We start from the raw sequence: 22,796 nt of genomic DNA, 5'->3' as shown, positions 1-22,796 counted from the left end.
AAAAGAGCAGAACGCAATAGCGACCTGCTCTTTTTACATGCTAGATATGGGTAATTTGTCCATGCGTGAAAAGCTCTTCAATAATAAGGGGTTTATCACTACACTTATAGAATAACAAAGAAAAAAAGATGCGGCTGTGAGATTTATCACAGCCACATCTTTTTATCCAACTAGCTTATTAAATTGTACACGTTTATTAATTGCCGCCATAATTGGTGCTCCAACAAGCATAACCACAAACTCACCAACAGCTGTTGTTAACCATGTAAAGAAAAATGGTAAATCAAATGCTAGGTGCAGTTCAAACGCAATAATAAACATCGTAAACGTAAACACAAGTGTATTAATAAGCATACGAGCCCACATATTTTTAATATAGCGCATAGAAAAAATGGTAATGAGTAATGATAGTACAGATTGTCCTACCCCAAACACCAGATCATAAGCGACCATTGGTGAAAAAAACAAATTCGTCAGAAATACCCCTAGTACAATGCCGTACACGTACTTTTTATTAAATACAATCAAATGATTGAACATTTCTGATATACGAAATTGGATATTGGTGAAGCCAAACGGCTGAATTAACATGCTAACAGCAATATACATAGCTGCTAAAAGACCGTTGACGCAAAGTGTTCTTATATTCATCTTACTATTCTCTCCTTAGTTTTTTAACGTGGGATGGTTACGAACCACGTAAACACTCAAAGAATCATACAGCAAGCTTAAGCTTTCGTCAATCTAGCTGTTTGCAAACTACTGCTGCTTTCATGTCTTCCATATTGACTGCTCTTTTTTCTTACTTTTCTTTATTATAAAATAGAAGACGTATCCGTATACATAGGTGACATAAAGTAGTTAACCCTTTTGATTTGAAATACGAAAGGATTTGTAGCGATGTTAGATAATACAGATAAGCGCATACTAGAAGAGCTATCAAAAAATGGACGTATGAAGATGAAAGAATTAGGAGAAAAAGTGCATTTAACCGGACAAGCCGCTTCTGCTAGAGTATTAAAGTTAGAAGATGAAGGCATTATCAAAGGCTATACAATTAACATTGATGAACGAAAACTTGGCTACACCGTCCATGCATTTTTAAATATCTATACGCAGAGCATTCATCACCACCCCTACCTTACATTTGTAGAAAGTCAGAAGAAGTACGTCATCAACAACTTTAAAATCAGCGGCGATGGCTGCTACTTACTAGAATGTAAATTTCATTCGAATGAAGAATTAAATGATTTTTTGACAGAGCTAAATCAGCATGTGAATTACAAACTTTCAATCGTCATTAACAAATAAATTTTTTAAAAAAATAAAGGTATATTAATTTATGAAAATGGCAATTCTAATAACGTATTCCCCCTATTCCAATAAATTTGAAAATCCTTTGCGCCGTCGCAAAGGATTCTTTTTTATACAGGAAACCGCCTTCTATTTTTTGAAAAGTTGAACATCTCTCATAGCGTTGACATAGCGATCAGAGGTTTATATAATCGGTGACATCGAAGCATAGAAAAGCCGGATCAAGACCTATACAAGTATCGTAATTCTTCGTCTTAGAAGTTGATCAGTTTTATAACTAGACAATTTCTAAGACGTTTTTTATTTTATCATTTGTGAAACACTAGTAAAAACAAGATTCCACGTGAAAATATCCTAATGATCAGGGAGGTTTGCATATTGAAAACAATCTATAAAGACATCATTTTAATTATTGCCGGAGCGCTTTTAGTTGCTGCATCCATTGATTTTTTCGTCATTCCAAATAAATTAGGTGACGGAAGTACGGTTGGTATTGCTCTTGTTTTATATTATTTATTTCATATCCCTACAAGTATCAGCACATTTCTTGTGAACCTTGTATTCATTGCCTTAGCTTATAAATTTCTAACTAAAAAAACCATTCTCTATACGATTCTAGGAGCTGTCATGACGTCCGTTTTCTTAGGTCTGGTCAGCTATATTCCTTTTCACGTTCACGACATGATTTTAGGAATTGTATTCGGGGCTTTACTAATGGGAACAGGACTGGCACTCATTTTTATCGCGGATGGATCTACCGGCGGCACAACTCTTTTAGCTTATTTATTAAACTACACAAAAGGCTACAATATCTCGAAAAGCATGTTCTACATGGACAGCGTCATTATTTTAGCATCTGTTTTTGCTATTGGCGTCAACAATACCCTCTATACTTTTATATTCGTCTATCTTTGTGCTAAAATCGTCGATGTTGTTATCGAAGGTTTCCACAACAAAAAAGCAATGACGATTATGTCTGATCAGTACAAAGACATTGCGCAAGTGATCACCAGTGAATTTGGAAATGCAGCTACCATCTTTTATGGATATGGCTACTACGCCAACAAAGATAAACGCATTATCTACGTTGTTATTAAAAAGAACGAGTTATTAAAAATTAAAAAGAAAATCCAGCAAATTGACCCGAATTCTTTTATTGTCATCCACGAAGTAAAAGAAGTTGTCGGCGGAAAATTTGGATTTATCGGCAATTCGCCTCATGAAACAAAAGCCGCTGCTAAATAAAAAAATCCACCTCTTGGTGGATTTTTTTATGAAAAAACCGTTAAGAAAAACGAAAAGATCCCTGCTAAAAAGTAAACTGACCCTAACGCAATTGCTCCTGTAACGACCGTAAATACACTTAATCCGATAGCCACCTTCATTTTCATCCACATCCCTTTTTAGATTAGTAGTATAAGTATGTCCAAGAATAGAAGATTTATAACTATGCCACCCTATTTATTTCATATATCGATGCAACAATTGTCTATTCAACGTGTTCTAAAACCACCCCTGGCGGCATAATGTATAGGAAGGATTTCATATACACATCTTTGTATCACACATATCATATGAAATTAGGTGAGATAAAATGGTGGCTGTCCACTTTTTTGAAAACAGAAAGCTTCTATTAAGCCAGCTGAGGGAAAACATTCCTTCTACGGGTGATGATTTAAAGATTAAGGGACGAAAAGGAACCGTCGTGCTTGTGAATGACATCGATGAAAAAAATGTTCACGTGGAAGTTGCTTTAGAAAAAGTAGTGAAAAAGAACTTAGCGTTAGATAATGCTAAAAAGAAAAGGAGATAAGCGGCTACGCTTATCTCCTTTTTTTGATTGACATACGATCTCTTGCTTCTGTTTAGAAAAAAAAGAGACTCCTAAAAAAGGAATCTGCCAAAAAGAGCGATATCATCGCCTGAATATTAATACAAGCTATACTTTAACATATAAAAACATATTTTACAAAAATAAACTATTATTTTACGCATAATTATTTTTTTATTCGAGGCTTTTCAACATTTGAAACCCATTTCGTATAAAGAGTTTTATTTATTTTTCAGGCCAAATTTTTGCATCCGGCTCTAATAACCACTTATGCTCTTCTTCCATAATACGGTCTGTCCATGGATTATTGTCAAGATGGCGAATCATCCAGCAGAAGTACATCGCATAGCCGGGAGCCGTTGCTTGAGGATGATCTAATTCACCTGGAATTGTAATAAAACTATTATCAACTACACGGTATGCATCTTCTCCAACCATTGCACAGCCAAATCCTTGCGGCTTGTCAAAACGATAGTAATATACTTCAGGCTGATCATGATGATGAGGCGGATAGCTCGACCATCTTCCTGGATAAGAAATAACTTCTCCAATAACAAGGTTAGAATAAGGAGCGTTATTATAATCAAAGATTGTCCGAATGACACGCTGAGCGGTACCTTCCCATACTCCTTCACCAGCTACTGTATTTTGACAGTCTTCAGGCGTATATAATTTTGATGAAAATTCTTTTTCATTATCCGTTTTTTGAACTAGTACTTCACTATTGGCAAGCGCGGTAATTTTAACCTCCACATTTTTCGAAACGTGCAAACACCAAGGCTCTTCTTCAAAAAGAGACTCACGCTGAATTTCTTTCGAATGTCCTTCCCACTCTAGCTTTACCTTTCCTTCTAGTAAAAGAATAGCCGTTTCATTGCTGCTGTCTAGTAAAGTTTCCTCTTTTCCTTGAGACATATTATAAATCCCAATATCCATCAGCATATCTTTGTGCTGACCGGCCATTTCTGTAAGTACGTTGTATCCTTTATTTAATTCACCTAATTTACCTAGCATGTTTAACTTCCTCCTTTATGTAGTAGCACAATCAGAATTTACTAATCACTCATTTTTTCTTCATAGACTTTATACATTCTTTTGAATATGTGACTGTGAAGAGTTTTTATTAACAGCAATACTCTTGATTGTATTCAATTATTTGCAGATGCTGTGGCGTTTCTTCGTAACGGAGCCGTCGATTTCCGGACAATCAATTTCGGCTCAAGAAGTAAATGTTCTTTATGCATCGTTGAGTATTCCATTTCTCTAACCAGCAAATCCACTACGTTTATAGCCATTTCTTTTGTCGGTTGTGCTACCGTCGTCAACATGGGCGTGATGGTAGTAGAAAGGACGGTATTATCAAAGCCAATCACTGATAAGTCATTCGGCACATCAATGTTGAATTCTTTTGCCGCTTGTATGACGCCAATAGCCAGTAAATCGTTACAAGCAAAAATAGCCGTCACTTTCTCCTTCATTAAAAAAATTTGCTTAGCACTTTCATATCCTTTTTGAATACTTGCTTCGGTCGTAATAACGTGCTGAGGTAACACAGTGATTCCATTTTCTTGCATGGCATCTCGAAAAGCATCTAAACGGGCGTGATTACTTTTTGCATTTTCTGTAATAATCGCAATTTTTTTATGATGCAAAGATAGCAAATAATCAGTCGCCAAATAGCTTCCCTTATAGTCATCCACTGTCACTGTATTAACAGATATGTGAGGGATTTCTGAAGCAATAACGCTAATGGGTATATCTTGCTTCAGCATATTTTTTAAAAGATTAGCATTGCGAAAAGCAGATGCTACAATTAAACCGTCGATTCTCTGACGAATTAACAGCGATAGATATTTTTTCTCTTTTTCCGCATCGTTATCGGTATTACACATTACAACATGGAAACCTCGCTCATGACTTCGGTCTTCTATGCTTCTTGCCAAATCGGCAAAAAAAGGGTTGGAGATGTCGGGTACGAGAAGCCCAATCGTTTTAGTAGGCTTTCCTGTTAAAGCAGATGCTACGACGCTTGGATGGTAATTCAACTGCCCCATAACCTCAATTACTTTTTGTCTGGTTCTTTCACTAATGTGACCGGTTTGATTGATAACTTTTGATACGGTGGAAATTGATACACCTGCTTCTTCAGCCACACTATAGATGGTTGGCTTCATTTCATCTCCTCCTTTCCTTTCATAAACATATAAAAGGCGTAAAACCTTTTACAATAGAAATTAAAGACCGCTTTTTTCTTTAATAAAGTTTCTTGCTTTTAACGCATATTCAAAAGGATTAGCAAGCGCTGGATCCTGTTCTGCTTCTACGACAAACCAGCCGTTATAATCAGAAGCGGCAAGCGTAGTAAATACTTCATCAAATTCAATAACTCCGTCGCCTGGAACAGTAAAGGCTCCTTCTTTTACCGCTTGCAAGAAGCTCAGGTCTTGTTGTTTGACTCGATCAACTACTTCTTGGCGAATATCTTTTAAATGAACATGTTTAATACGATGAAGATATTTTTTTAAGATATAAAGAGGTTCTTCGCCTGAAAAAACAAGATGACCGGTATCAAATAGGAGCGAAACAAGCTCTGGATTGGTAAGCTCCATTAGCTGCTCAATTTCTTCTGTTGTTTGGACGCCTGTTCCCATGTGATGATGATAGACAATATGCATATCTTTCTCTCTTGCTAGTTTCCCAAGATAGTGCAGGCCTTCTATAAGGCTGCTCCACTCTGTTGGCGTGAACACGGGCTTTTCTTTGAATAAAGGTACATCCATCATCCCTTGAATGCTGTGTCCTTGTTCAGATACAACAATTACTTTTGCTCCCATTTCGTATAAAAAATCGCGATGTTCAATAAATGGCGTCACCGTTTCTTCCAGCGGCTTTGTCGTTAAAAATGTACTAAACCATGCGCTTGCAATTTCTAAATTCCGAAGTGATAATGCCTTCCTTAAGATCGAAACATTTCGCGGATATTTGTTTCCTACCTCACTTCCTTTAAAACCGGTTAAAGCCATCTCACTGATACACTGTTCAAAGGTATTTTCAGCTCCTAGTTCAGGCATGTCATCATTTGTCCAAGCGATTGGAGCAATCCCCAGTTTGACCGTGTTTTCCTTGAACATGTCTTCCTCTCCCCTATATCAAATTGAAAACGCTATTATATTCACCGAATGTTTCCCCTCAACATCGGCCATTTCTCTTGCTTGTTAATAACCTCTGGCCATTTCAAGATTTTTCACTTTATCCTTATAGGCTTCTTGTACATGGTGATTTTCAGATACCTCTGCTACTCCTACATGCCACCACGATTCATAACTGTTTGTCATAGTTTTAGGTAGCACTTTAATATCAATTAATGTAGAAGTCTCTTGTTTTTGTGAATCTTCCATTGCCGTTTTTAGTTCTTCAAGAGAGCTTACACGATATGTTTTTACACCGTAGCCTGCGGCGCTGGCTGCAAAATCAATTTTCATCACGTTTCCGTTTAATTTTCCTGTTTCATCGTTTCGATAGCGAAACTCTGTTCCAAAACTCCCCATTCCATTTGACATTTGAAGATTATTAATACATCCAAATCCGGAGTTATCAAACAGTAAAATATTTATCTTTTTTCTTTCTTGAAGGCTTGTAATGAGCTCTGAATGCAGCATTTGATAGCTTCCATCTCCAACCATCGCATACACTTCTTTAGCTGGTTCAGCCAGCTTAACTCCAAGTGCACCTGATACTTCATATCCCATACATGAATATCCATATTCCATATGATAGGTATTGGCTTTATTAGACTTCCACATTCTCTGTAAGTCACCTGGAAGACTTCCAGCTGCACCAACAATGACGGAGTTGTCATCAAGGAGCTTATTCACCTCTCCAATTACTTCTGTTTGCGTTAATTGAGTACCAAGTGATTCTGCATATTCAGCTAAGCTTTCATCTAAATGACCTTTTATTTCTGGAATAAAATCTGCCCCTGTAAAACGTATGCTATGTAGACGCTCTAATTCTGCTTCCCATGCGTCTTTTGCACTTGCAATTTCTGTCGTATAACCAGACTGATAGCCAATTGACATGAGCTCTTTCCTAAGAGCAAACAACCCTTCTTTTGCATCAGCTACAAGCTTCACGGCATCCAGTTTATTTGCATGAAATTCAGACGTGTTAATAGTAAGAAATTGCACGTCGGGATGTTGAAAAAGCTGTTTAGATGCTGTTGTAAAATCAGTAAATCGAGTGCCTACTCCAATTACTAAATCCGCATCTTTAGCGATTGTATTAGCAGCTGAGTTTCCTGTTACACCTATTCCGCCAAGATTATAGCGATAGTCGCTTTCAACGGCACTTTTCCCAGCTTGAGTTTCTCCAAATGGAATATGGAACTCACTAGCAAATTGTTTTAACTCTTTTGCAGCTTCTGAATACCGAACGCCTCCTCCGCAAATGATGATTGGCTTTTTCTTTGTTTTTATTGCTTGAATTGCATCTGCTAGACTGTCCCTAGTCGGAAGGCGACGCTCAATGCGGTGAACGCGCTTTTGGAAGAAATAAGCTGGAAAGTCCCATGCTTCTCCCTGCACATCTTGAGGCAAACAAATAGTTACAGCTCCCGTATCTGCAGGATTCGTTAACACACGTATCGCATTAATCATAGCTGTCATCAATTGTTCAGGGCGGCTTACGCGATCCCAGTACTTACTCACTGGACGGAAAGCATCGTTTGTAGAAATAGATAAATCATATGACTGTTCAATTTGCTGCAAAACAGGATCAGGCTGTCTAGTTGCAAATACATCGCCGGGAAGCAACAAAACTGGAATGTTATTAGCTGAAGCTGTTGCTGCCGTTGTAACCATATTTGCCGAACCTGGTCCTACTGAAGATGTGCAAGCCATAATCTGCTTTCGATGTTTTTGTTTTGCAAAAGCCATCGCTGCATTGGCCATTCCTTGTTCATTACGTCCTTGATATACATCTAGATTTCCTGGTTCTTCTTCCAAAGCTTGCCCAAGACCTACTACATTTCCGTGCCCGAAAATTGTAAAAATCCCTTTAATAAACTGATGCTGCTTTCCATCAAATTCAACATACTGCTGATTTAAAAACTTCACTAATGCTTGTGCCGTCGTCATTCTAACTGTTTCCATGCTTCTTTCTCCCTTCTAATACTAGATTGCGATTTTAAAAAAGGAAGCATAAGGAATATCTTTAATTCCTGATACCTCCTTTTAAAATGGAATGCGATTTTTAATGAATCACTTACCAGCGCGTTGTTACCATTTTCTTTCTTGTATAAAACTCCACGCCGTCCGTACCATTTGCATGAAGATCACCGTAAAAAGAATCTTTCCAGCCAGAGAATGGGAAGAATGCCATAGGTGCCGGTACCCCTACATTTACTCCTAACATACCAGATTCAATATTTTCACGGAACTCACGTACGCTTGCGCCGCTATCTGTATAAATACAAGCACCGTTTGCAAATCGAGAGTTATTAGCTACTTCAATAGCTTCTTCTAATGTTTTCACACGTACAATAGACAGCACAGGTGCAAAAATTTCATCTTGCCAAATTTTCATTTCTTGCGTAACATGATCAAAAATCGTTGGTCCGACAAAGTAGCCCTTGCCATTTACTGCTGCATCTGTGCGACCGTCACGAATAAGCTCCGCTCCTTCTTGCACGCCTGATTCAATATAGCTGAGCGTACGCTCTTTATGATTTTCACGAATGACTGGTCCTAAGAAGACGTTTTCTTCTAAGCCGTCGCCAATTACAATATCATTTGCTTCCTCTACTAATCTTTCAATTAGCTGATCCGCAATTTCTTCTTGTACAGTAACAACAGATGCTGCCATACAGCGTTCACCTGCTGAACCAAAAGCGGCTCCAATAATTTGTTTTGTTGCTACGTTCAAATCTGCATCATTTAATACAATTGAATGGTTTTTAGCACCGGCTAAAGCTTGAACACGCTTTAAGTTTTCCGTACCTTTTTTGTACACGTACTCAGCTACAGGCTGGGAACCTACAAACGAAATAGCTTTCACTAATTTATGTTCAAGAAGACCGTTTACCACATCATGCGCGCCGTTTACAATATTTAATACACCTTTTGGCAAACCAGCTTCTTCAAACAGCTCAGCTAATCTTGCAGCTAACAGCGGCGTACGCTCAGAAGGCTTTAACACAAATGTATTGCCGCAAGCGATCGCAAGCGGGAACATCCAGCAAGGAACCATCATTGGAAAATTGAACGGTGTAATTCCTCCAATGACGCCAATTGGATAGCGGTACATGCCAGACTCAATATCTGTTGCAATATCAGGAAGCTGTTTCCCCATCATTAACGTAGGAGCTCCTGCCGCGAATTCTACGCATTCAATTCCACGCTGCACTTCACCTCGCGCTTCGTTAAAGCTTTTTCCGTTTTCAACTGTCACTAACTTTGCTAATTCATCCCAGTTATCTACTAATAGCTGCTGATACTTGAATAAAATTCGTGCACGTTTAGGCACAGCTGTTTTTGCCCACCCTTTGAACGCTTCATTTGCTGCTTGCACCGCTTGATCTACGTCTTCTTTTGTAGAAAGAGGTACCTGTGCGATTAATTCACCTGTTGCTGGGTTATACACAGGTTCCGTTTTTGATGCAGCTGATTCAATCCATTGTCCACCAATATAGTTTTTTACTGTTTTTACTGCTGTTTGCGTCATAGAATATCTCTCCCTTTATCTGATTTTAATAAGCTTCTATTCCTTTAATCTCTCAAGATTTTCCCTTTGTTTATTAGGCTTCCTGCAAAACTTCAGTTGCTGTCTCCATAAAGTTGAAGAGCTCAACGCTTGTCGGCATAGCATCTGAACAACTGTGTCTTGAAATGACAATCGAAGCGGAGGCACCCCCCAATCGCATTGCCTGTGGAATTTCCAGTCCTTGCATCAATCCATAAATAAAGGCTGAAGCATAGGAATCACCAGCACCAAACGTTTTCAGAACTTTTGTTTTAAATATTCCTCCACGGTGAGACTTACCATCTCTTGTATAGGCAATAGATCCTTCTCCACCATGCTTAATCACGACGATTTGAGCATGGTGAGAAAACCAGCGCTCTGCTGTTACTTGATCATTAGATTCTTCATAATTTAAAAGTTTTTCCATCATGTCAAACTCTTCTCGCGTACCAATAATCACATCTGATTTTTCAGCAGCTAAATTAAAATAGACTGCCGTTTCAGCTTCCGATTCCCATGTATATGGACGATAGTCAATATCAAAAAACACTACAACTTCATGCTTGCGTGCGTATTCTAATGCTAGAAATACAGCTTCACGAGAAGGACTTTGTGCAAGAGCGGTTCCAGATATTAAAAGAGCCTTTGACTTCTTAATATATTCTTCTGATACTTCTGTAGGATCTAGTTTTAAATCCGCTACGTTATCTCGATACATTAAGATGCTGCAATCTGTAGGGCTCTTGATTTCCGTAAAAGCAAGCCCCGTTACAGCCCCTGTTTTATCGACAGCAATACTATCTGTATTAATCTTATTTTTTTGAAGATACCCAGTAATGAAGCGGCCCATTTGATCATCTGATACTTTTCCGATAAAACCGGTTTTTAAACCTAGCCTTGCTGCTCCAATCGCAATATTAGCTGGAGAGCCTCCTACATATTTAGTGAATGTTTTAGTCTCTTCCATTGGACGCTGTGTTTCATTTGCATTTAAATCAATACATAAGCGACCGATAGCGATAAAATCTAACTCACGATTTTCTTTAAAAACAAGCGGATTCATCTTTACTCCTCCTTAGTTAAGCGCTTTCCTAAAAAGGCGAAAAGAGCAAGATATTCTCTTTCAGCCCACATTTCTATCATTAATTCACTGCGTATTTTTTATGTTCAATCTTCACTGGCTGCCCTGATAGTAAAGATTTTTTTGCTGCTTTAGCAATTCGTTCTGCCTGTAATCCATCGTTACCTGTACAAATTACGCTTTGATTTTCCATAATTGCTCTTGCAAACTGTGTTACTTCATCTATATATGCTTGTGTATAGCGTTCAAGGAAGAAATATAGCGGCTTCTCTTTCACTACACTTTCGCCTGTTGATATTTCTACTGTAGTTGGACGGCAATTATCAGCAGTAGCGGAACCTTTTTCACCAAAAACTTCAAGGCGCTGGTCGTAACCGTAGACAGCTTGACGACTGTTATCAATCACGCCTAAAGCTCCGTTTGCAAATTTTAATGACACAATTGCCGTATCTATATCCCCTGCTTCTTCAATAGCAGGATCGATGAGCGTCGTCCCGTAAGCCGATACTTCAATTACTTCACTGTCCATTACATAACGAGCCATATCAAAATCATGAATCATCATATCCATGAACAATCCTCCTGAAGCGCGGACGTATTCTGGACTCGGAGGCTGAGGATCTCTGGAGGTGATTTTTAAAATGTGCGGCTGCCCTACTTCTCCCTGCTGTACAAGATCATGCACTTTTTTAAAGTTGGGATCAAATCGTCGGTTAAAGCCAACTTGAAGCTGTACGCCGTGTTCTTTTACTACTTCTAACGCTTGGATTGTTTCTTCTACTGAAAAACTAACGGGCTTTTCACAGAAAATATGCTTTTTCGCTCGAGCAGCTTCTTCAATAATCGATGCGTGCGTATTCGTTGGCGAACAAATGAAAACGGCATCAATTTCTGAATCTGCTAATAAATCTTGATAATTTGTTGTTAACGTTGAAATTCCTTTACTTGCAGCCCACTCGTGCAAATGATCTACCACTACGTCTGAAACCGCTTTAATTTTTATTTGCGGCATTAATTTTAAATTATCAACATGTAATTTACCTATTCGTCCAGCACCAATTATTCCAATTGTAAGAATCCCCATCTTATTTTCCCCTTTAATTAAAAGTTAAGAAAACATTCGCTTAAACCTATTTTTAGGTTAAGCGCTTTCCTATTTCCAATTATACATACTGTTTTTCGAAATGCAACATTTTTTATAGATTATTTAGAATATTTGTTTTTTATTCATCTGATTGTACAGTATGAAAAACCTTATTTTTATCTATTTATGCTTAAAATTAAGGGAATTCTCTATATTTAAGTATTCTTATAATAAGGGCAAGTTATTATAATCTTATCTACTACTATTTCCACTGTTGAAATCATTTAATTGAAAATTAGATATATTTAAAATTTTAATTGACGTTTAAAAAATGTAAGCGTATACTTTTTATCAAATAGATTAAGCGCTTAACCAAATTAGTTTGATGTTTTCAACAAAATAATCGATCTGGTGGTGTGGAAAAATGAATGAATTTATTTCCAGAAAAACAGCTCTTGACAGGATTGGGATCCCTTCTCATTTAACGTGGGGATACATAGGTATTATTGTTTTTATGATTGGCGATGGCTTAGAACAAGGATGGTTATCTCCTTATCTTGTAGAAAGAGGTTTAACCATTGAACATGCTGCTTTACTTTTTACCGTTTACGGTATTACGGTCTCTATTTCTTCCTGGTTCTCCGGCGTACTGGTTCAGCTGTGGGGTCCTAGAAAAGCAATGGCATTCGGCTTGATATCCTTTATTATTGGTTCAATTGGATTTATAGGTATAGGACTTCATATTATGAATTACACAATTATATTAATTTGTTATGCTCTTAGAGGATTTGGCTACCCTCTATTTGCTTACTCATTCTTGGTCTGGGTGTCTTACCGCACGCCCCAGGAAATGCTTTCAAAAGCAGTAGGCTGGTTTTGGTTTGTCTTCCAGCTTGGTTTAAGCGTAATCGGAGCTTTTTATTCCAGTTACATGGTTCCTAAAATCGGCGAAATTGCTACCTTGTGGAGTGGTTTACTTTTTGTTTTGATCGGCGGAATCTTTTCAATTATCATGAATAAAGACAGATTTACCGTTCAAAAAGTAAGCGATAACAAAACAAAAGAATTAATGAAAGGGATTACAATTGCATTTGAGAACCCTAAAGTAGGAATCGGTGGAGTTGTAAAGATTATTAACTCCGCTGCTCAATTTGGATTTGTTGTCTTCTTGCCAACCTATATGATGAAACACGATTTCACAATGAGCGAATGGCTTCAAATCTGGGGCACTCTGTTTTTTGTGAATATGGCTTTTAATATTATTTTTGGTATTGTTGGAGATAAATTTGGCTGGGTAAATACAATCAAATGGTTTGGTGGAGTAGGATGCGGAATTGTAACACTCGCTCTTTACTATGTACCTCAATTCGTAGGACATAATTATTGGGTAATGATGATTGTCGCATGCTGTTACGGTGCAACACTGGCAGGATATGTCCCTCTTACAGCGTTAGTGCCTTCCTTAGCTCCGGAGAATAAAGGAGCTGCGATGTCCGTATTGAATTTAGGATCTGGACTTTCTGCTTTTGTAGGCCCTTTAATTGTAACTATTTTCATAGGTCTTTTAGGCACGGGCGGCGTAATCTGGATCTTTGCTTGCCTATATTTCTTTGGAGCTTTTTTAACGGGTTTCCTTACAATTCCAACAGAAACAACAGTCAAAGGCGAAACAATAAACGAAGTCAAAAATCCGGTCTCTCTATAAATATTATTAAGTAAAAAAGCTGCATGTGCCTGGGCACATGCAGCTTTTTCTTTTCTCTGTTTTATAGCTTTTTTACCGACGCACGTTCTACTAGTTCTGGAATAATTGTTATTCGCTGCTTTGCATGCTCTTCTTTTTTCATAGACTTTAACAGCTGTTCGAACGTACTAGTTGCCATCTGCGAAATAGGTTGTTCAATCGTTGTCAAACCAGGCTCAGCAATATCCGCATAAATTGTATTATCAAATCCAATTACCGACAGATCTCCTGGAATTGAAAGCCCCTGCTTTCTTGCCTCATTTATGAGGGATATTCCAATTAAGTCCGTGCATGCAAAGACTGCTGTCGGCCTATTAGGCAAAGAAAGCAGCTGTTTACTTGCTCTTCTGCTATCTTCTACTGTTGAATAACAGCTGATAATGGACTGATTTTCTAGTGATAAATTTGCCTCTGTGAGCGCTTGTTTAAATCCTGCTAATCGCCCCTCACTGCTTTTTCTATCTTTTTCAGTGATAATCGTTACCGATTGATGACCTTTTTCTATTAAATACGTACCTGCGATATATCCTCCGCGAACGTTATCAATTGTCACTACATGCGTTGAGATAGAAGGATGATCAACTGAAAACAATACAAGTGGTACATCATGCTTCACAATTTTCTTTACGAGCTTCGTATCATTTAGTTCGGTTGCGATAATAATTCCATCTACTTGCTTTTTGAATAAAAGATCTATGTATTCATGCTCACGTTCTGTTTGATGATCCGTACTGCATAAAAAAAGCGTGTATCCCGCTGCTCTGGCACTATTCTCAAAAGCTCTTGCTACCTCTGCGAAAAAAGGATTAGAGATGTCAGGAACTAGCACGCCAATTGTGTATGTCTTTTTCCCAGTTAACGCAGCTGCAACACTGCTAGGCTGATAATCTAATTCCATCATTACTTCATTTACTTTTTTTATCGTTTTTTCACTAATACGGCCTGTCTGATTGATTACTTTGGATACAGTGGCTATCGATACCCCTGCTTTTTTCGCAACATCGTAAATGGTTGGTTTCACTTTCACTGTTCCTTTCTTCGTGATCTCTTTCCTTATTTTATCACGAAAGTATTCAATCGTTTATTTTAGATATATGCTTTAGCTTTAAAAGAGACATAAAAAAAGCTGCTCTACTTGAAACAGCTTTTTTATAAATGATTAATTGTTGTTCAACGATTGCTTGCTCATCCATTCCATTATGGTTGTTGTAGCTCCATTTATTTTAGCGTTGGGTTCATTATTATACAGATATATCCAAGATGAATGCCCGTTATACTGATAGGGCGAACCATCATTATTTTTGTATAAACCCGTGGTGTCATGCACATCTTCAAATAGTGATAAATAAGCATTATTTGCATGGCTTTTCACCAAACGTTCATAAGTTGGAAGAGTGTTAATCGTTGGTGGAAGAACCGTATCATTTTTAGCGGCTACGAACCAAATAGGCGTTTCTTTCATCTTTTCAAGATCTTGATCCGTAATTAATCTATCATTTAGTCCTTCACATACTGGAAATGCTGCTGCAAAATAGTTTGGATAATCACGAATCATAAGCAAAGTCATATATCCGCCGTTAGATGCTCCTCCGATATAGATTCTATTGGGATCAATATCAGGATTTTTAGCAACATATTCTTGAATTAGTGCCATCAGTGATTCTTTATAAATAGAATAGGAATATTAAAATTCTCATTCTATTTCGAATAATATGTAACCGTTTACTTAATTGTGTTCTATTTTACGTGACCTCTCTCTCTTTCTACACATAATTATTTTCCGTTACCTAGTGGAAAACTTCGTAACTATATTCCAATAAGCATATTCTATAAGTCCTTGAAAAAATTTTTTTATTTTATGTATAAAAACTATCTATTAATCAAATCATAATCTTAACCTTATAAAAGGAGTTGATTATGATGGCAAACAGCAGAAATAAGAGCAGCAACGAATTAGCAGTACACGGTGCTCAACAAGCAATCGATCAAATGAAGTATGAGATCGCTAGCGAATTTGGCGTAACTCTTGGTCCTGACACAACTGCACGCGCAAACGGCTCAGTAGGCGGAGAAATCACAAAACGCCTTGTGCAAATGGCTGAACAGCAACTTGGCGGCGGACGTTTCTAAATCACTATCATAAGCAATACGGCTGGAGGAAGAGCGAATGACCGTTCTTCCTTTTTCCCATTTTTATATAATGTCTTATCGCGTTCCTTCTCATCTATATGTATCTAAAACAAAATCACTACCCCCATAACGTTCACATCCGGTTATATAAGATTCTCTTTCTCTCACAATAGACTGTGTATAATAAAACATAAAAAGAAGTTCCTTTTATAGGAACTTCTTTTATCTCACTTTATAAATGTGCAAGCTCTTCAGATATCTTTTCGGTCTTTGCTTTGAGCTGTTCTTGCTGACCTTCTAAATCAGCGATTACAGCTAACACTTCTGTATTGGTCGGTTCTTCTTCATACTGTTTTAACGTAGCGACAAGAGACTGTGAAACTTTGATGAGCTCTTGATTAACTTCTTGCTGCTGTTTTAAATAGTCAAGTTCATATTCCGTTTTTTCTAGATTTCTCATCGGTCCCCTTCCTTTCGTTAACTAGCTTTTATTTAAGAACGCAGTCTTTTATTATCTTATTTAGTTCCTTCAACATTACCTTATTTTATTTTCGTGATTGCCGTATAACATTTTTTCATTCATTGGTTCAGCTGATTTTTCAGCAGGTGTCACGGTTTGTCCTAGAGCTGAATTGTGTTTATCATGCTCAACTGCGTCTATCATCAGCAAAACTTTTCCGTTTTTAAGATCAGATACATACGAGGAAGCTTCCGCAGCAGGTACACCATATTCGGTTAATTGATTTTCGATTCGATTAACATCTTGATCCATTTTTTCTTCAGACGAAGTAAAAGCATTTTTTATTTTCTCCATAAAGGATTGATGGTGCTTTGAGTGTTGATCTGTATCAACTGTTTGCACATCGATTCCTGCAGAACGCTCAATCACTTCTGTATTTTCATGATGCGGACCACTGTTTGTCAAAACAGAAAGTGCACTGTCCGGATATCCCTGTGTTTTTAAATTTCGAATCGCTGTAATAACGGCCTCTTCTGAATCATACGTACCTACTACATTTTTTGTCATTTTCTATTCCTCCTAGGTATTATCATTTTTTAGCTTGTTATAGTATTAATACCCTTGGATTTTTTGGTAAAACTTTTTAACTTTATCTCTAGCTCTCCTTACAAGGAGAAACCAATAAAACAACAGACCTGAATCTAAAAATTCAAGTCTGTTTCATGATATCAATGATTTTTATTATAAAATTGGTGACAGTAAGCGAGATACCGCTTCTTTAAATTTTATAAGAAGAGAGCGCTCTTTATATCGTTCAAACGTTAATTTTGAACTGCATTGCACATCTTCAAGAAACAGGTTCTGCAACTTTTTGGAAATAGGTTGGTCATATACAACTGCATTCACTTCAAAATTAAGGCTGAAACTTCGCGGATCGATATTCGTCGTTCCTACAGAAGACACTTCATTATCTACTACAATCGTTTTAGCATGCAAAAAGCCTTTTTCATAGAGATAAATATTCGCACCGTATGCCAGCAGTTCCCCTACATGAGACCACGTAGCCCAATAAACAAAAGGATGATCAGGTTTGTTTGGAATCATAATATGAATCTCTACTCCAGATAATAAAGCAATTTTACAAGCATCCATAAAGCTTGCGTCAGGAATAAAGTAAGGCGTTTGAAGGTATACACTTTCTTTGGCCGACATAATCAATGAGATATACATGTTTTTCAGGTGCTGGGTAGTCGAATTGGGACCGCTTGCTACAATTTGTACAGGAACTGTTCCAGAATGAGTTTCTGTACGATGCAAAAATTGTTCCAGTTCAATTGGCTGCTTTGTTGCTTGATGCCAATCTAAAATGAATCGCCCTTGAATATCGTTCACTGACTCTCCTTTAATGCGAAAATGAGTGTCTCTCCAATAACCCATTTTTGGATCTAACCCTAAATATTCATCTCCTACGTTAAATCCTCCTATGTATGCTACTTCACCATCGATAATACAAAGCTTTCGATGATTTCGATTGTTAATCCGAAAATTAATTAAGCGAAGAATTGAAGGGAAAAATGCCTGTGCTTCGCCGCCATATGAAATAAGCTCCTTAAAGAATGATGGCGTCATTTTTCTAGATCCTACTTCATCATAAAGAACGCGAACCTTTATGCCTTCTTTTGCTTTTTTTGTTAGCTCATCTCTTAATTTTTTCCCAAGATTATCTCGTTGAATAATATAATATTGAATATTAATTTCTTTTTTAGCATTTCGAATATCCTCAAACAATGCCTCAAATTTTTGATTACCGTCACTGAAGATATCAATTTCGTTGTCGATGCGCACAAGTGACTTAGAAGAATTTAAATTAGTGAACAGCAGTTTATTATGTTGGATTAATAAATCATTTCGATATTCATGGGTCGCTTTAAGCTCTTTTAATTGCTCTTCCACTGAAGATCTTAAATATTCCCGCTCATCAGATGACAATTTATAAAAGTTTTTCTGTTTTAGCTGTCTTCCAAAGAATAGATATACAATAAAACCGACAATTGGTATAAAAAATAAAATAAGAAGCCACGCCCATGTAGATCCTATATCTCTTCGTTCAATGAAAATAAGAATACTGGCTAATAAAATATTAATAGCTGTTACAACAGATACACTTAGTGTAAAGATATGGGCAAATTCCATCCTTTTACTCCTTTCTTTCTACTACATCACTTTATTAACTCATTCCCTTTTTTAACGTTCTCATTCACTTTACTATACATAACACAGATGGCTTTCTTTTTCATCTTTAGGATCCAAATTTTATTGTTTTTTCTTTTTTGCTACACTAAAAATGTAAAATATTTCTTTTTATTGTGTATTAAAAACAAGGGGGAGATAATTTGTTTTTTTCGTTTATTTTTCTTAGCCTCATCAATGTATTTGTCAGTATTAGCCTGGGGTATACGGCTTATCAATTATTTAGAAAAGCATTTATTGGAGGTATTCTTACGTGTATCCTTGCTTGCAGTGCTCCGATCTTATTTGTATGGCCTTCCCTGTTTTTATCAACGGGCATATCACTTTTTCTCTACTTTCTCATTATTCACTCAAAAATGCACATATCATCTAATATGTAAATAAAAAACACGAAAATCTAAGATTTCCGTGTTTTTTATTTACAAGCTGTATACGTAATAATCCTGCACGTGATATGAATCGAAGCCGCATGTTTCGTAAAGTTGCAAAGCGCGTTTGTTTTTTGCTTCAACCTCAAGAAATACATCATATCCTAGCTGATGCTGCTGTAAAACGACTTGTTTTAAAGCAGCCTTTCCTATTCCCAATTTTTGATAGGAAGGTAAAATACCAAATCCATAAATCCATGCTTCGCTTTTATCATAAGATACCCTTAACTTTCCAACCGCCTGACTATTGTACTCTACGATAAAATGATTTTGCTGTTCTTCCGTTTTCATTTGCTCATAATAAGCAGCTGCTTCTGTTAAAGACATACCAAAGCATTCCATATCAACTTGCATTTCCATTTTCATATCGGTATCTAATAGGGAAGAGCGAAGTGTAACAAAGGGATTATCATCTTCTAATTCTTTTTTCACCCACTTCATTTGATATTCTGAAAAAGTAAATGAACATGGAATCTTCTTTAAGAACTCCCTGCCTGAAATCGAATCGCCAGGAGCATTTAATAAAATCTCTGTATACTCACGCTTCTTACACATATGTAAAGCTTGAGAAAACAGCTTTGAAAAAATCTTTTTTCGGCGATAGCTAGGATCGACCATTCCGCATATTTCTACTGTATTCCCAAACCCATAAAGACCAATAAATCCAACAAGCTGATTATTTTCATAATAAAAAAAATCGTTAACTTCATTTTGTTTTCGACTTCGTAACATGTCAAAATTCAGCTTCAGCTCTATTTTTTCTTCTTGTTGGCAAATAGACTGTAGCTTTTGTATATCTTCTAGTACATGTTGTTTTAACATACGTATCCTCCTGCATCTCTCTTTTTATTATAAGTTCGGCTTTGTTTAACTTTTTCCTTTCATCTTTAGCGCAATGACCGAATAATTATAGGGTAAAGCACAATCAAAAAGCGTATAGAGTAATTAAACTAAATAGGCGGGGTGCTTATGAAAAAGACCATTTTAATAAGTTTTATTGCACTAGTTGCTTTAACCATTATTTATTGCCTGCAGAAAGAATTTATTTTTGCTTTAGCTTTGTGGAGCATTTATGGGACAGTATTATCAATTTTTGTATATTTTTCTTTTCATAAATCAACGGAAGATCGCGAGGGTGAGTAACAATAGCGCTATTAAAAGGTCTGTGAAATAAACCTTTTTACAGACCTTTCGTAAATTTACAACTAGGATGCATGTTGGTAACAATTTAGAAACAAGTATTCTTTATTCTTAGTGTTATAGAAAAAGATATAACCTATTTCACTAAGGAGTTGGATATTCGCATGAAGACAATTACAAAATCTATATCGGTTTTTGCATTAGCAGCTGGCTTTACTTTTTCATCTCTATCTGGAACACTGCCATTCACTCACGAGCAAACAGCAAGTGCAGCAGAAAAAATAAACGCACCGTTCAGCGTATATGAAGTGACAGCAAACGTACTCAATATACGTTCAAAACCTAGCACTCAGGGAAAGATTCTTGATACATTAAGAAAAAAAGATCAAATTGAAGTAGTCAAGTTTGTAAATGCAGACTGGGCTGCCATTAAAATAATTGGCGGCACCGGATATATCAGTACTTCCTATTTAATGAAAGTCCCTACTACTGTTCATACAGCTGCTAACCTTAATTTACGCACAGGGCCTAGCACAAGCAACAAAGTTGTAACAACTGTTCCTAAAGGAAAAAGCGTCAGCTTCTTAGCTTGGGGCTACTCAAAAGATAACAAGCTTTCATTTGATTGGGCTTTTGTAGAATACAACGGCTTTAAAGGATATGTAAGCACTTCGTACTTACAGTTACCTAGTTATAGATAAAAATAGATAACTCCCTTGAATTATTTCAAGGGAGTTTATTTATGGACACCTTATTAATAGTGCCCTGCCCATGAAGCACCGATGATAATTAGTAAAATAAATAGCACAACGATTAACGCAAAGCTACTTCCGTGACCTGCTCCGTATCCATAACCATAACCTCCGTAAAAACTCATTTTCTTTCACCTCCCTTTTTTGTAGAATATGTGAAGGGAAATGAAAACGAACATGAGTATTCTTCATCACAAAATTCATTATAATTTATAAGCGTTAACTCTTTTACTAGTAAGGCATAGGATATAGCATCCCGTGGTTCATCTCTACATCTTTCCCTCGTTCCAACTTTTAAAGTAAGGGTATATTCCAGCAATACAAAAAAAGAAAAGTTTATATAACTCTTCTTTTTTATTGAACTGGATTATCAACTTGCATGTAGTCATTATAATATTCTTCTAACGTAATTCCTTTTTTATACACTTTAGAGGCAAGTTCTTTTCCGACAAATCGTATATGCCACGGCTCATATTTATAACCTGTAATCTGCTGCTTTCCCTCTGGATAGCGAACAATGTATCCATATTTATATGAATTTCTTTCAATCCATTTGGCTTCAGGAGTATCTTTAAAACAATCTTGAGCCGCACACTTACCTGTGCTGCTTGATACATCTATACTTAAACCAGTCTGATGCTCACTACTGCCTGGATGGGCGCTATAATGACTGGCTGCCGCTTCTCCATCTTGCTTTATGTACGCTTGATAAAGAGATTCCTGGCGAATTTGAGAACGATAAGCGGAAACACCGGCTAGGTAAATCCCTTCTCGTTCAGCAGCTGAAAACATTCTTTCTAACGCTTTTGCTGCTTCTGTACGCATTTGTCGCTTTTCAATTTTTTCTTTAAATATAAACCGAACGTCCGGGTATACAAGGTCAGCGGGTTCATAGTGATCAGGAAGAAGATTTTGTTTATTTACTAGCACGGCAATGGATTCGGGGTTCCCAACAACTTCTATGCTATTTTGCTTCTGTTTAGAAGAAGATAAAGGATTATGATCAGACGTGTTCAAATGATCGTCGTGCCGAAATAATCCCTGATAGCCTAGATACGAGAATCCTGCGATCACACCCAGCACTATTAGTAATGCTATTTTTTTATAAAATTTCATATTTCTATACTCCTGACATAATTTAAGCTTTTTAAGACACTCAAACATTGTATATAAATTAAGAAATAATTACTAATATAACAAACTAATTCCTACTATAAATTTCAGTATGCCCCGACCTATTTTTTTCAAACGTTTATTTTAAGCATAAAAAAAGAGATGTCTTCTAAAAGACATCTCTTCTTACTTCTATTCTATAAGACTAGTATTAGTCGATAACTGTAATTTTAACTGATCTTCTGCCCCAGTCTTGTGCAGCACTATCTGAAGAAACGAATACGTCAATTCGATTTCCTTTAATTGCGCCACCCGTATCTGCCGCTACAGCTTGACCATAACCTTCAACGTATACTTTTGAACCTAATGGAATAACGCTAGGATCAACCGCAATTACTCGTTGATTTGGATTTGATTTTAAATTTACTCCAGTAGCTGTCGTACCACTGCATCCAGCACAGTTAGCTGTATAAGCTGTTGCTTCAACAGTCATAGACTTGCCGCTAGCTTGCTGTTGAGACTGCTGTTGCTGTTGTTGCTGAGCTTGTTGTTGTTGCTGTTGAGCTGCTTGTTCTTTTTGTGCCTGCTCTTGGGCTGCTGCTTGAGCTTGCTCTTGTTCTTTTTGTGCTTGCTCTTGTGCTGCCTGTGCTTGTGCTGCTGCTTGAGCTTGCTCTTGTTCTTTTTGTGCTTGTTCTTGTGCTGCCTGTGCTTGTGCTGCTGCTTGAGCTTGC

Annotated in this window: 24 protein-coding genes and 1 riboswitch; of the genes, 7 read left to right on the top strand and 17 right to left on the bottom strand. The window is 37.0% G+C overall.

Annotated features, from left to right (window positions below):
• Window positions 1–162: 162 nt before the first annotated feature.
• Window positions 163–651, bottom strand: coding sequence for a QueT transporter family protein (locus WKH56_RS31375; protein ID WP_028414342.1), 489 nt, complete (start codon window positions 649–651; stop codon window positions 163–165).
• Window positions 652–660: 9 nt separating this feature from the next.
• Window positions 661–705: riboswitch (PreQ1 riboswitch) on the bottom strand.
• Between the two features lie 195 nt (window positions 706–900).
• Between WKH56_RS31375 and WKH56_RS31370 the strand changes: the two genes are divergently transcribed.
• From WKH56_RS31370 to WKH56_RS31360, 3 genes are all read left to right on the top strand, one after another.
• Complete coding sequence (locus tag WKH56_RS31370) at window positions 901–1,311, top strand: Lrp/AsnC family transcriptional regulator (RefSeq protein WP_028414343.1); 411 nt, start codon at window positions 901–903, stop codon at window positions 1,309–1,311.
• A gap of 381 nt (window positions 1,312–1,692) precedes the next feature.
• Entirely contained in the window at window positions 1,693–2,559 is an 867-nt protein-coding gene (locus tag WKH56_RS31365; RefSeq protein WP_028414344.1) for a YitT family protein, read from the top strand.
• 349 nt (window positions 2,560–2,908) lie between these two features.
• Window positions 2,909–3,127 carry a hypothetical protein gene (locus tag WKH56_RS31360; RefSeq protein ID WP_013055227.1) on the top strand — a complete coding sequence of 73 codons (219 nt, stop codon included), beginning with the start codon at window positions 2,909–2,911 and terminating at the stop codon, window positions 3,125–3,127.
• Window positions 3,128–3,370: 243 nt separating this feature from the next.
• Here WKH56_RS31360 and WKH56_RS31355 read toward each other — a convergent pair whose 3' ends face one another.
• The 7 genes from WKH56_RS31355 to iolG all read right to left on the bottom strand — a co-directional run bounded on the left by WKH56_RS31355 (window position 3,371) and on the right by iolG (window position 12,048).
• Window positions 3,371–4,159, bottom strand: coding sequence for a 5-deoxy-glucuronate isomerase (locus WKH56_RS31355; protein WP_034268093.1), 789 nt, complete (start codon window positions 4,157–4,159; stop codon window positions 3,371–3,373).
• A 134-nt stretch (window positions 4,160–4,293) separates the two neighbouring features.
• A complete protein-coding gene (locus WKH56_RS31350; RefSeq protein WP_048020653.1) occupies window positions 4,294–5,319 on the bottom strand; it encodes a LacI family DNA-binding transcriptional regulator in 1,026 nt (341 codons plus the stop codon).
• Between the two features lie 60 nt (window positions 5,320–5,379).
• Window positions 5,380–6,276, bottom strand: coding sequence for a myo-inosose-2 dehydratase (gene iolE, locus WKH56_RS31345; RefSeq protein ID WP_028414347.1), 897 nt, complete (start codon window positions 6,274–6,276; stop codon window positions 5,380–5,382).
• A gap of 84 nt (window positions 6,277–6,360) precedes the next feature.
• Window positions 6,361–8,295 (bottom strand): 3D-(3,5/4)-trihydroxycyclohexane-1,2-dione acylhydrolase (decyclizing), encoded by a 1,935-nt coding sequence (gene iolD / locus WKH56_RS31340; protein WP_310884163.1) that lies wholly within the window; start codon window positions 8,293–8,295, stop codon window positions 6,361–6,363.
• Between the two features lie 112 nt (window positions 8,296–8,407).
• Entirely contained in the window at window positions 8,408–9,865 is a 1,458-nt protein-coding gene (locus WKH56_RS31335; RefSeq protein ID WP_028414349.1) for a CoA-acylating methylmalonate-semialdehyde dehydrogenase, read from the bottom strand.
• A gap of 73 nt (window positions 9,866–9,938) precedes the next feature.
• Window positions 9,939–10,946, bottom strand: a complete 1,008-nt coding sequence (gene iolC, locus WKH56_RS31330) for a 5-dehydro-2-deoxygluconokinase (protein ID WP_033580687.1) — start codon at window positions 10,944–10,946, stop codon at window positions 9,939–9,941.
• Window positions 10,947–11,025: 79 nt separating this feature from the next.
• A complete protein-coding gene (gene iolG / locus WKH56_RS31325; RefSeq protein ID WP_028414351.1) occupies window positions 11,026–12,048 on the bottom strand; it encodes an inositol 2-dehydrogenase in 1,023 nt (340 codons plus the stop codon).
• A 424-nt stretch (window positions 12,049–12,472) separates the two neighbouring features.
• Between iolG and WKH56_RS31320 the strand changes: the two genes are divergently transcribed.
• Window positions 12,473–13,753, top strand: a complete 1,281-nt coding sequence (locus WKH56_RS31320) for an MFS transporter (RefSeq protein WP_033580688.1) — start codon at window positions 12,473–12,475, stop codon at window positions 13,751–13,753.
• 61 nt (window positions 13,754–13,814) lie between these two features.
• Here WKH56_RS31320 and WKH56_RS31315 read toward each other — a convergent pair whose 3' ends face one another.
• Together WKH56_RS31315 and WKH56_RS31310 are read right to left on the bottom strand one after the other, a co-directional pair.
• Window positions 13,815–14,813 carry a LacI family DNA-binding transcriptional regulator gene (locus WKH56_RS31315; protein ID WP_028414353.1) on the bottom strand — a complete coding sequence of 333 codons (999 nt, stop codon included), beginning with the start codon at window positions 14,811–14,813 and terminating at the stop codon, window positions 13,815–13,817.
• Between the two features lie 138 nt (window positions 14,814–14,951).
• A complete protein-coding gene (locus tag WKH56_RS31310; protein WP_230683432.1) occupies window positions 14,952–15,446 on the bottom strand; it encodes a carboxylesterase family protein in 495 nt (164 codons plus the stop codon).
• A 266-nt stretch (window positions 15,447–15,712) separates the two neighbouring features.
• Between WKH56_RS31310 and WKH56_RS31305 the strand changes: the two genes are divergently transcribed.
• Window positions 15,713–15,922 carry an alpha/beta-type small acid-soluble spore protein gene (locus WKH56_RS31305; protein ID WP_016762907.1) on the top strand — a complete coding sequence of 70 codons (210 nt, stop codon included), beginning with the start codon at window positions 15,713–15,715 and terminating at the stop codon, window positions 15,920–15,922.
• 232 nt (window positions 15,923–16,154) lie between these two features.
• Here WKH56_RS31305 and WKH56_RS31300 read toward each other — a convergent pair whose 3' ends face one another.
• The 4 genes from WKH56_RS31300 to WKH56_RS31285 all read right to left on the bottom strand — a co-directional run bounded on the left by WKH56_RS31300 (window position 16,155) and on the right by WKH56_RS31285 (window position 19,882).
• Window positions 16,155–16,382: a hypothetical protein gene (locus WKH56_RS31300; protein WP_028414355.1), complete on the bottom strand. Its 228-nt coding sequence runs from the start codon at window positions 16,380–16,382 to the stop codon at window positions 16,155–16,157.
• A 75-nt stretch (window positions 16,383–16,457) separates the two neighbouring features.
• A complete protein-coding gene (locus WKH56_RS31295; RefSeq protein ID WP_048020659.1) occupies window positions 16,458–16,949 on the bottom strand; it encodes a YflT domain-containing protein in 492 nt (163 codons plus the stop codon).
• 174 nt (window positions 16,950–17,123) lie between these two features.
• Entirely contained in the window at window positions 17,124–18,575 is a 1,452-nt protein-coding gene (gene cls / locus WKH56_RS31290) for a cardiolipin synthase (RefSeq protein ID WP_310884162.1), read from the bottom strand.
• A gap of 476 nt (window positions 18,576–19,051) precedes the next feature.
• Complete coding sequence (locus WKH56_RS31285) at window positions 19,052–19,882, bottom strand: GNAT family N-acetyltransferase (protein ID WP_034268110.1); 831 nt, start codon at window positions 19,880–19,882, stop codon at window positions 19,052–19,054.
• A gap of 147 nt (window positions 19,883–20,029) precedes the next feature.
• Between WKH56_RS31285 and WKH56_RS31280 the strand changes: the two genes are divergently transcribed.
• Together WKH56_RS31280 and WKH56_RS31275 are read left to right on the top strand one after the other, a co-directional pair.
• Window positions 20,030–20,203 (top strand): hypothetical protein, encoded by a 174-nt coding sequence (locus WKH56_RS31280; protein ID WP_165573906.1) that lies wholly within the window; start codon window positions 20,030–20,032, stop codon window positions 20,201–20,203.
• A gap of 161 nt (window positions 20,204–20,364) precedes the next feature.
• The gene (locus WKH56_RS31275) at window positions 20,365–20,901 is read left to right on the top strand and encodes an SH3 domain-containing protein (protein ID WP_033580693.1); all 537 of its coding nucleotides are present in this window, start codon (window positions 20,365–20,367) and stop codon (window positions 20,899–20,901) included.
• Between the two features lie 53 nt (window positions 20,902–20,954).
• On the opposite strand, the gene WKH56_RS31270 is transcribed toward WKH56_RS31275, so the two are convergent.
• From WKH56_RS31270 to WKH56_RS31260, 3 genes are all read right to left on the bottom strand, one after another.
• On the bottom strand, window positions 20,955–21,077 hold the full coding sequence (locus WKH56_RS31270; RefSeq protein WP_074682883.1) for a YjcZ family sporulation protein: 123 nt from the start codon (window positions 21,075–21,077) through the stop codon (window positions 20,955–20,957).
• A 229-nt stretch (window positions 21,078–21,306) separates the two neighbouring features.
• Entirely contained in the window at window positions 21,307–22,068 is a 762-nt protein-coding gene (locus WKH56_RS31265; RefSeq protein ID WP_028414360.1) for a M15 family metallopeptidase, read from the bottom strand.
• A gap of 208 nt (window positions 22,069–22,276) precedes the next feature.
• A partial coding sequence (locus WKH56_RS31260) for a 3D domain-containing protein (RefSeq protein WP_342837352.1) occupies window positions 22,277–22,796 on the bottom strand: 520 nt, incomplete at its 5' end.

It is taken from the genome of Priestia sp. SB1 (assembly GCF_038898415.1).
The sequence above is the reverse complement of the archived record's forward strand: the minus strand, read 5'-3'. Positions and strand labels throughout refer to the sequence as shown.

Bases quoted from the DNA above. Each gene is read 5' to 3' on its own strand.
- WKH56_RS31285 (WP_034268110.1), bottom strand. From the start codon at position 19,882: ATGTTAAAACAACATGTACTAGAAGATATACAAAAGCTACAGTCTATT.
- WKH56_RS31270 (WP_074682883.1), bottom strand. From the start codon at position 21,077: ATGAGTTTTTACGGAGGTTATGGTTATGGATACGGAGCAGGTCACGGA.
- WKH56_RS31350 (WP_048020653.1), bottom strand. From the start codon at position 5,319: ATGAAGCCAACCATCTATAGTGTGGCTGAAGAAGCAGGTGTATCAATT.
- WKH56_RS31355 (WP_034268093.1), bottom strand. From the start codon at position 4,159: ATGCTAGGTAAATTAGGTGAATTAAATAAAGGATACAACGTACTTACA.
- WKH56_RS31320 (WP_033580688.1), top strand. From the start codon at position 12,473: ATGAATGAATTTATTTCCAGAAAAACAGCTCTTGACAGGATTGGGATC.
- WKH56_RS31265 (WP_028414360.1), bottom strand. From the start codon at position 22,068: ATGAAATTTTATAAAAAAATAGCATTACTAATAGTGCTGGGTGTGATC.
- WKH56_RS31310 (WP_230683432.1), bottom strand. From the start codon at position 15,446: ATGGCACTAATTCAAGAATATGTTGCTAAAAATCCTGATATTGATCCC.
- iolE (WP_028414347.1), bottom strand. From the start codon at position 6,276: ATGTTCAAGGAAAACACGGTCAAACTGGGGATTGCTCCAATCGCTTGG.
- iolD (WP_310884163.1), bottom strand. From the start codon at position 8,295: ATGGAAACAGTTAGAATGACGACGGCACAAGCATTAGTGAAGTTTTTA.
- cls (WP_310884162.1), bottom strand. From the start codon at position 18,575: ATGGAATTTGCCCATATCTTTACACTAAGTGTATCTGTTGTAACAGCT.
- iolG (WP_028414351.1), bottom strand. From the start codon at position 12,048: ATGGGGATTCTTACAATTGGAATAATTGGTGCTGGACGAATAGGTAAA.
- WKH56_RS31305 (WP_016762907.1), top strand. From the start codon at position 15,713: ATGGCAAACAGCAGAAATAAGAGCAGCAACGAATTAGCAGTACACGGT.
- WKH56_RS31300 (WP_028414355.1), bottom strand. From the start codon at position 16,382: ATGAGAAATCTAGAAAAAACGGAATATGAACTTGACTATTTAAAACAG.
- WKH56_RS31360 (WP_013055227.1), top strand. From the start codon at position 2,909: ATGGTGGCTGTCCACTTTTTTGAAAACAGAAAGCTTCTATTAAGCCAG.
- WKH56_RS31280 (WP_165573906.1), top strand. From the start codon at position 20,030: ATGAAAAAGACCATTTTAATAAGTTTTATTGCACTAGTTGCTTTAACC.
- WKH56_RS31375 (WP_028414342.1), bottom strand. From the start codon at position 651: ATGAATATAAGAACACTTTGCGTCAACGGTCTTTTAGCAGCTATGTAT.
- iolC (WP_033580687.1), bottom strand. From the start codon at position 10,946: ATGAATCCGCTTGTTTTTAAAGAAAATCGTGAGTTAGATTTTATCGCT.
- WKH56_RS31335 (WP_028414349.1), bottom strand. From the start codon at position 9,865: ATGACGCAAACAGCAGTAAAAACAGTAAAAAACTATATTGGTGGACAA.
- WKH56_RS31295 (WP_048020659.1), bottom strand. From the start codon at position 16,949: ATGACAAAAAATGTAGTAGGTACGTATGATTCAGAAGAGGCCGTTATT.
- WKH56_RS31370 (WP_028414343.1), top strand. From the start codon at position 901: ATGTTAGATAATACAGATAAGCGCATACTAGAAGAGCTATCAAAAAAT.
- WKH56_RS31275 (WP_033580693.1), top strand. From the start codon at position 20,365: ATGAAGACAATTACAAAATCTATATCGGTTTTTGCATTAGCAGCTGGC.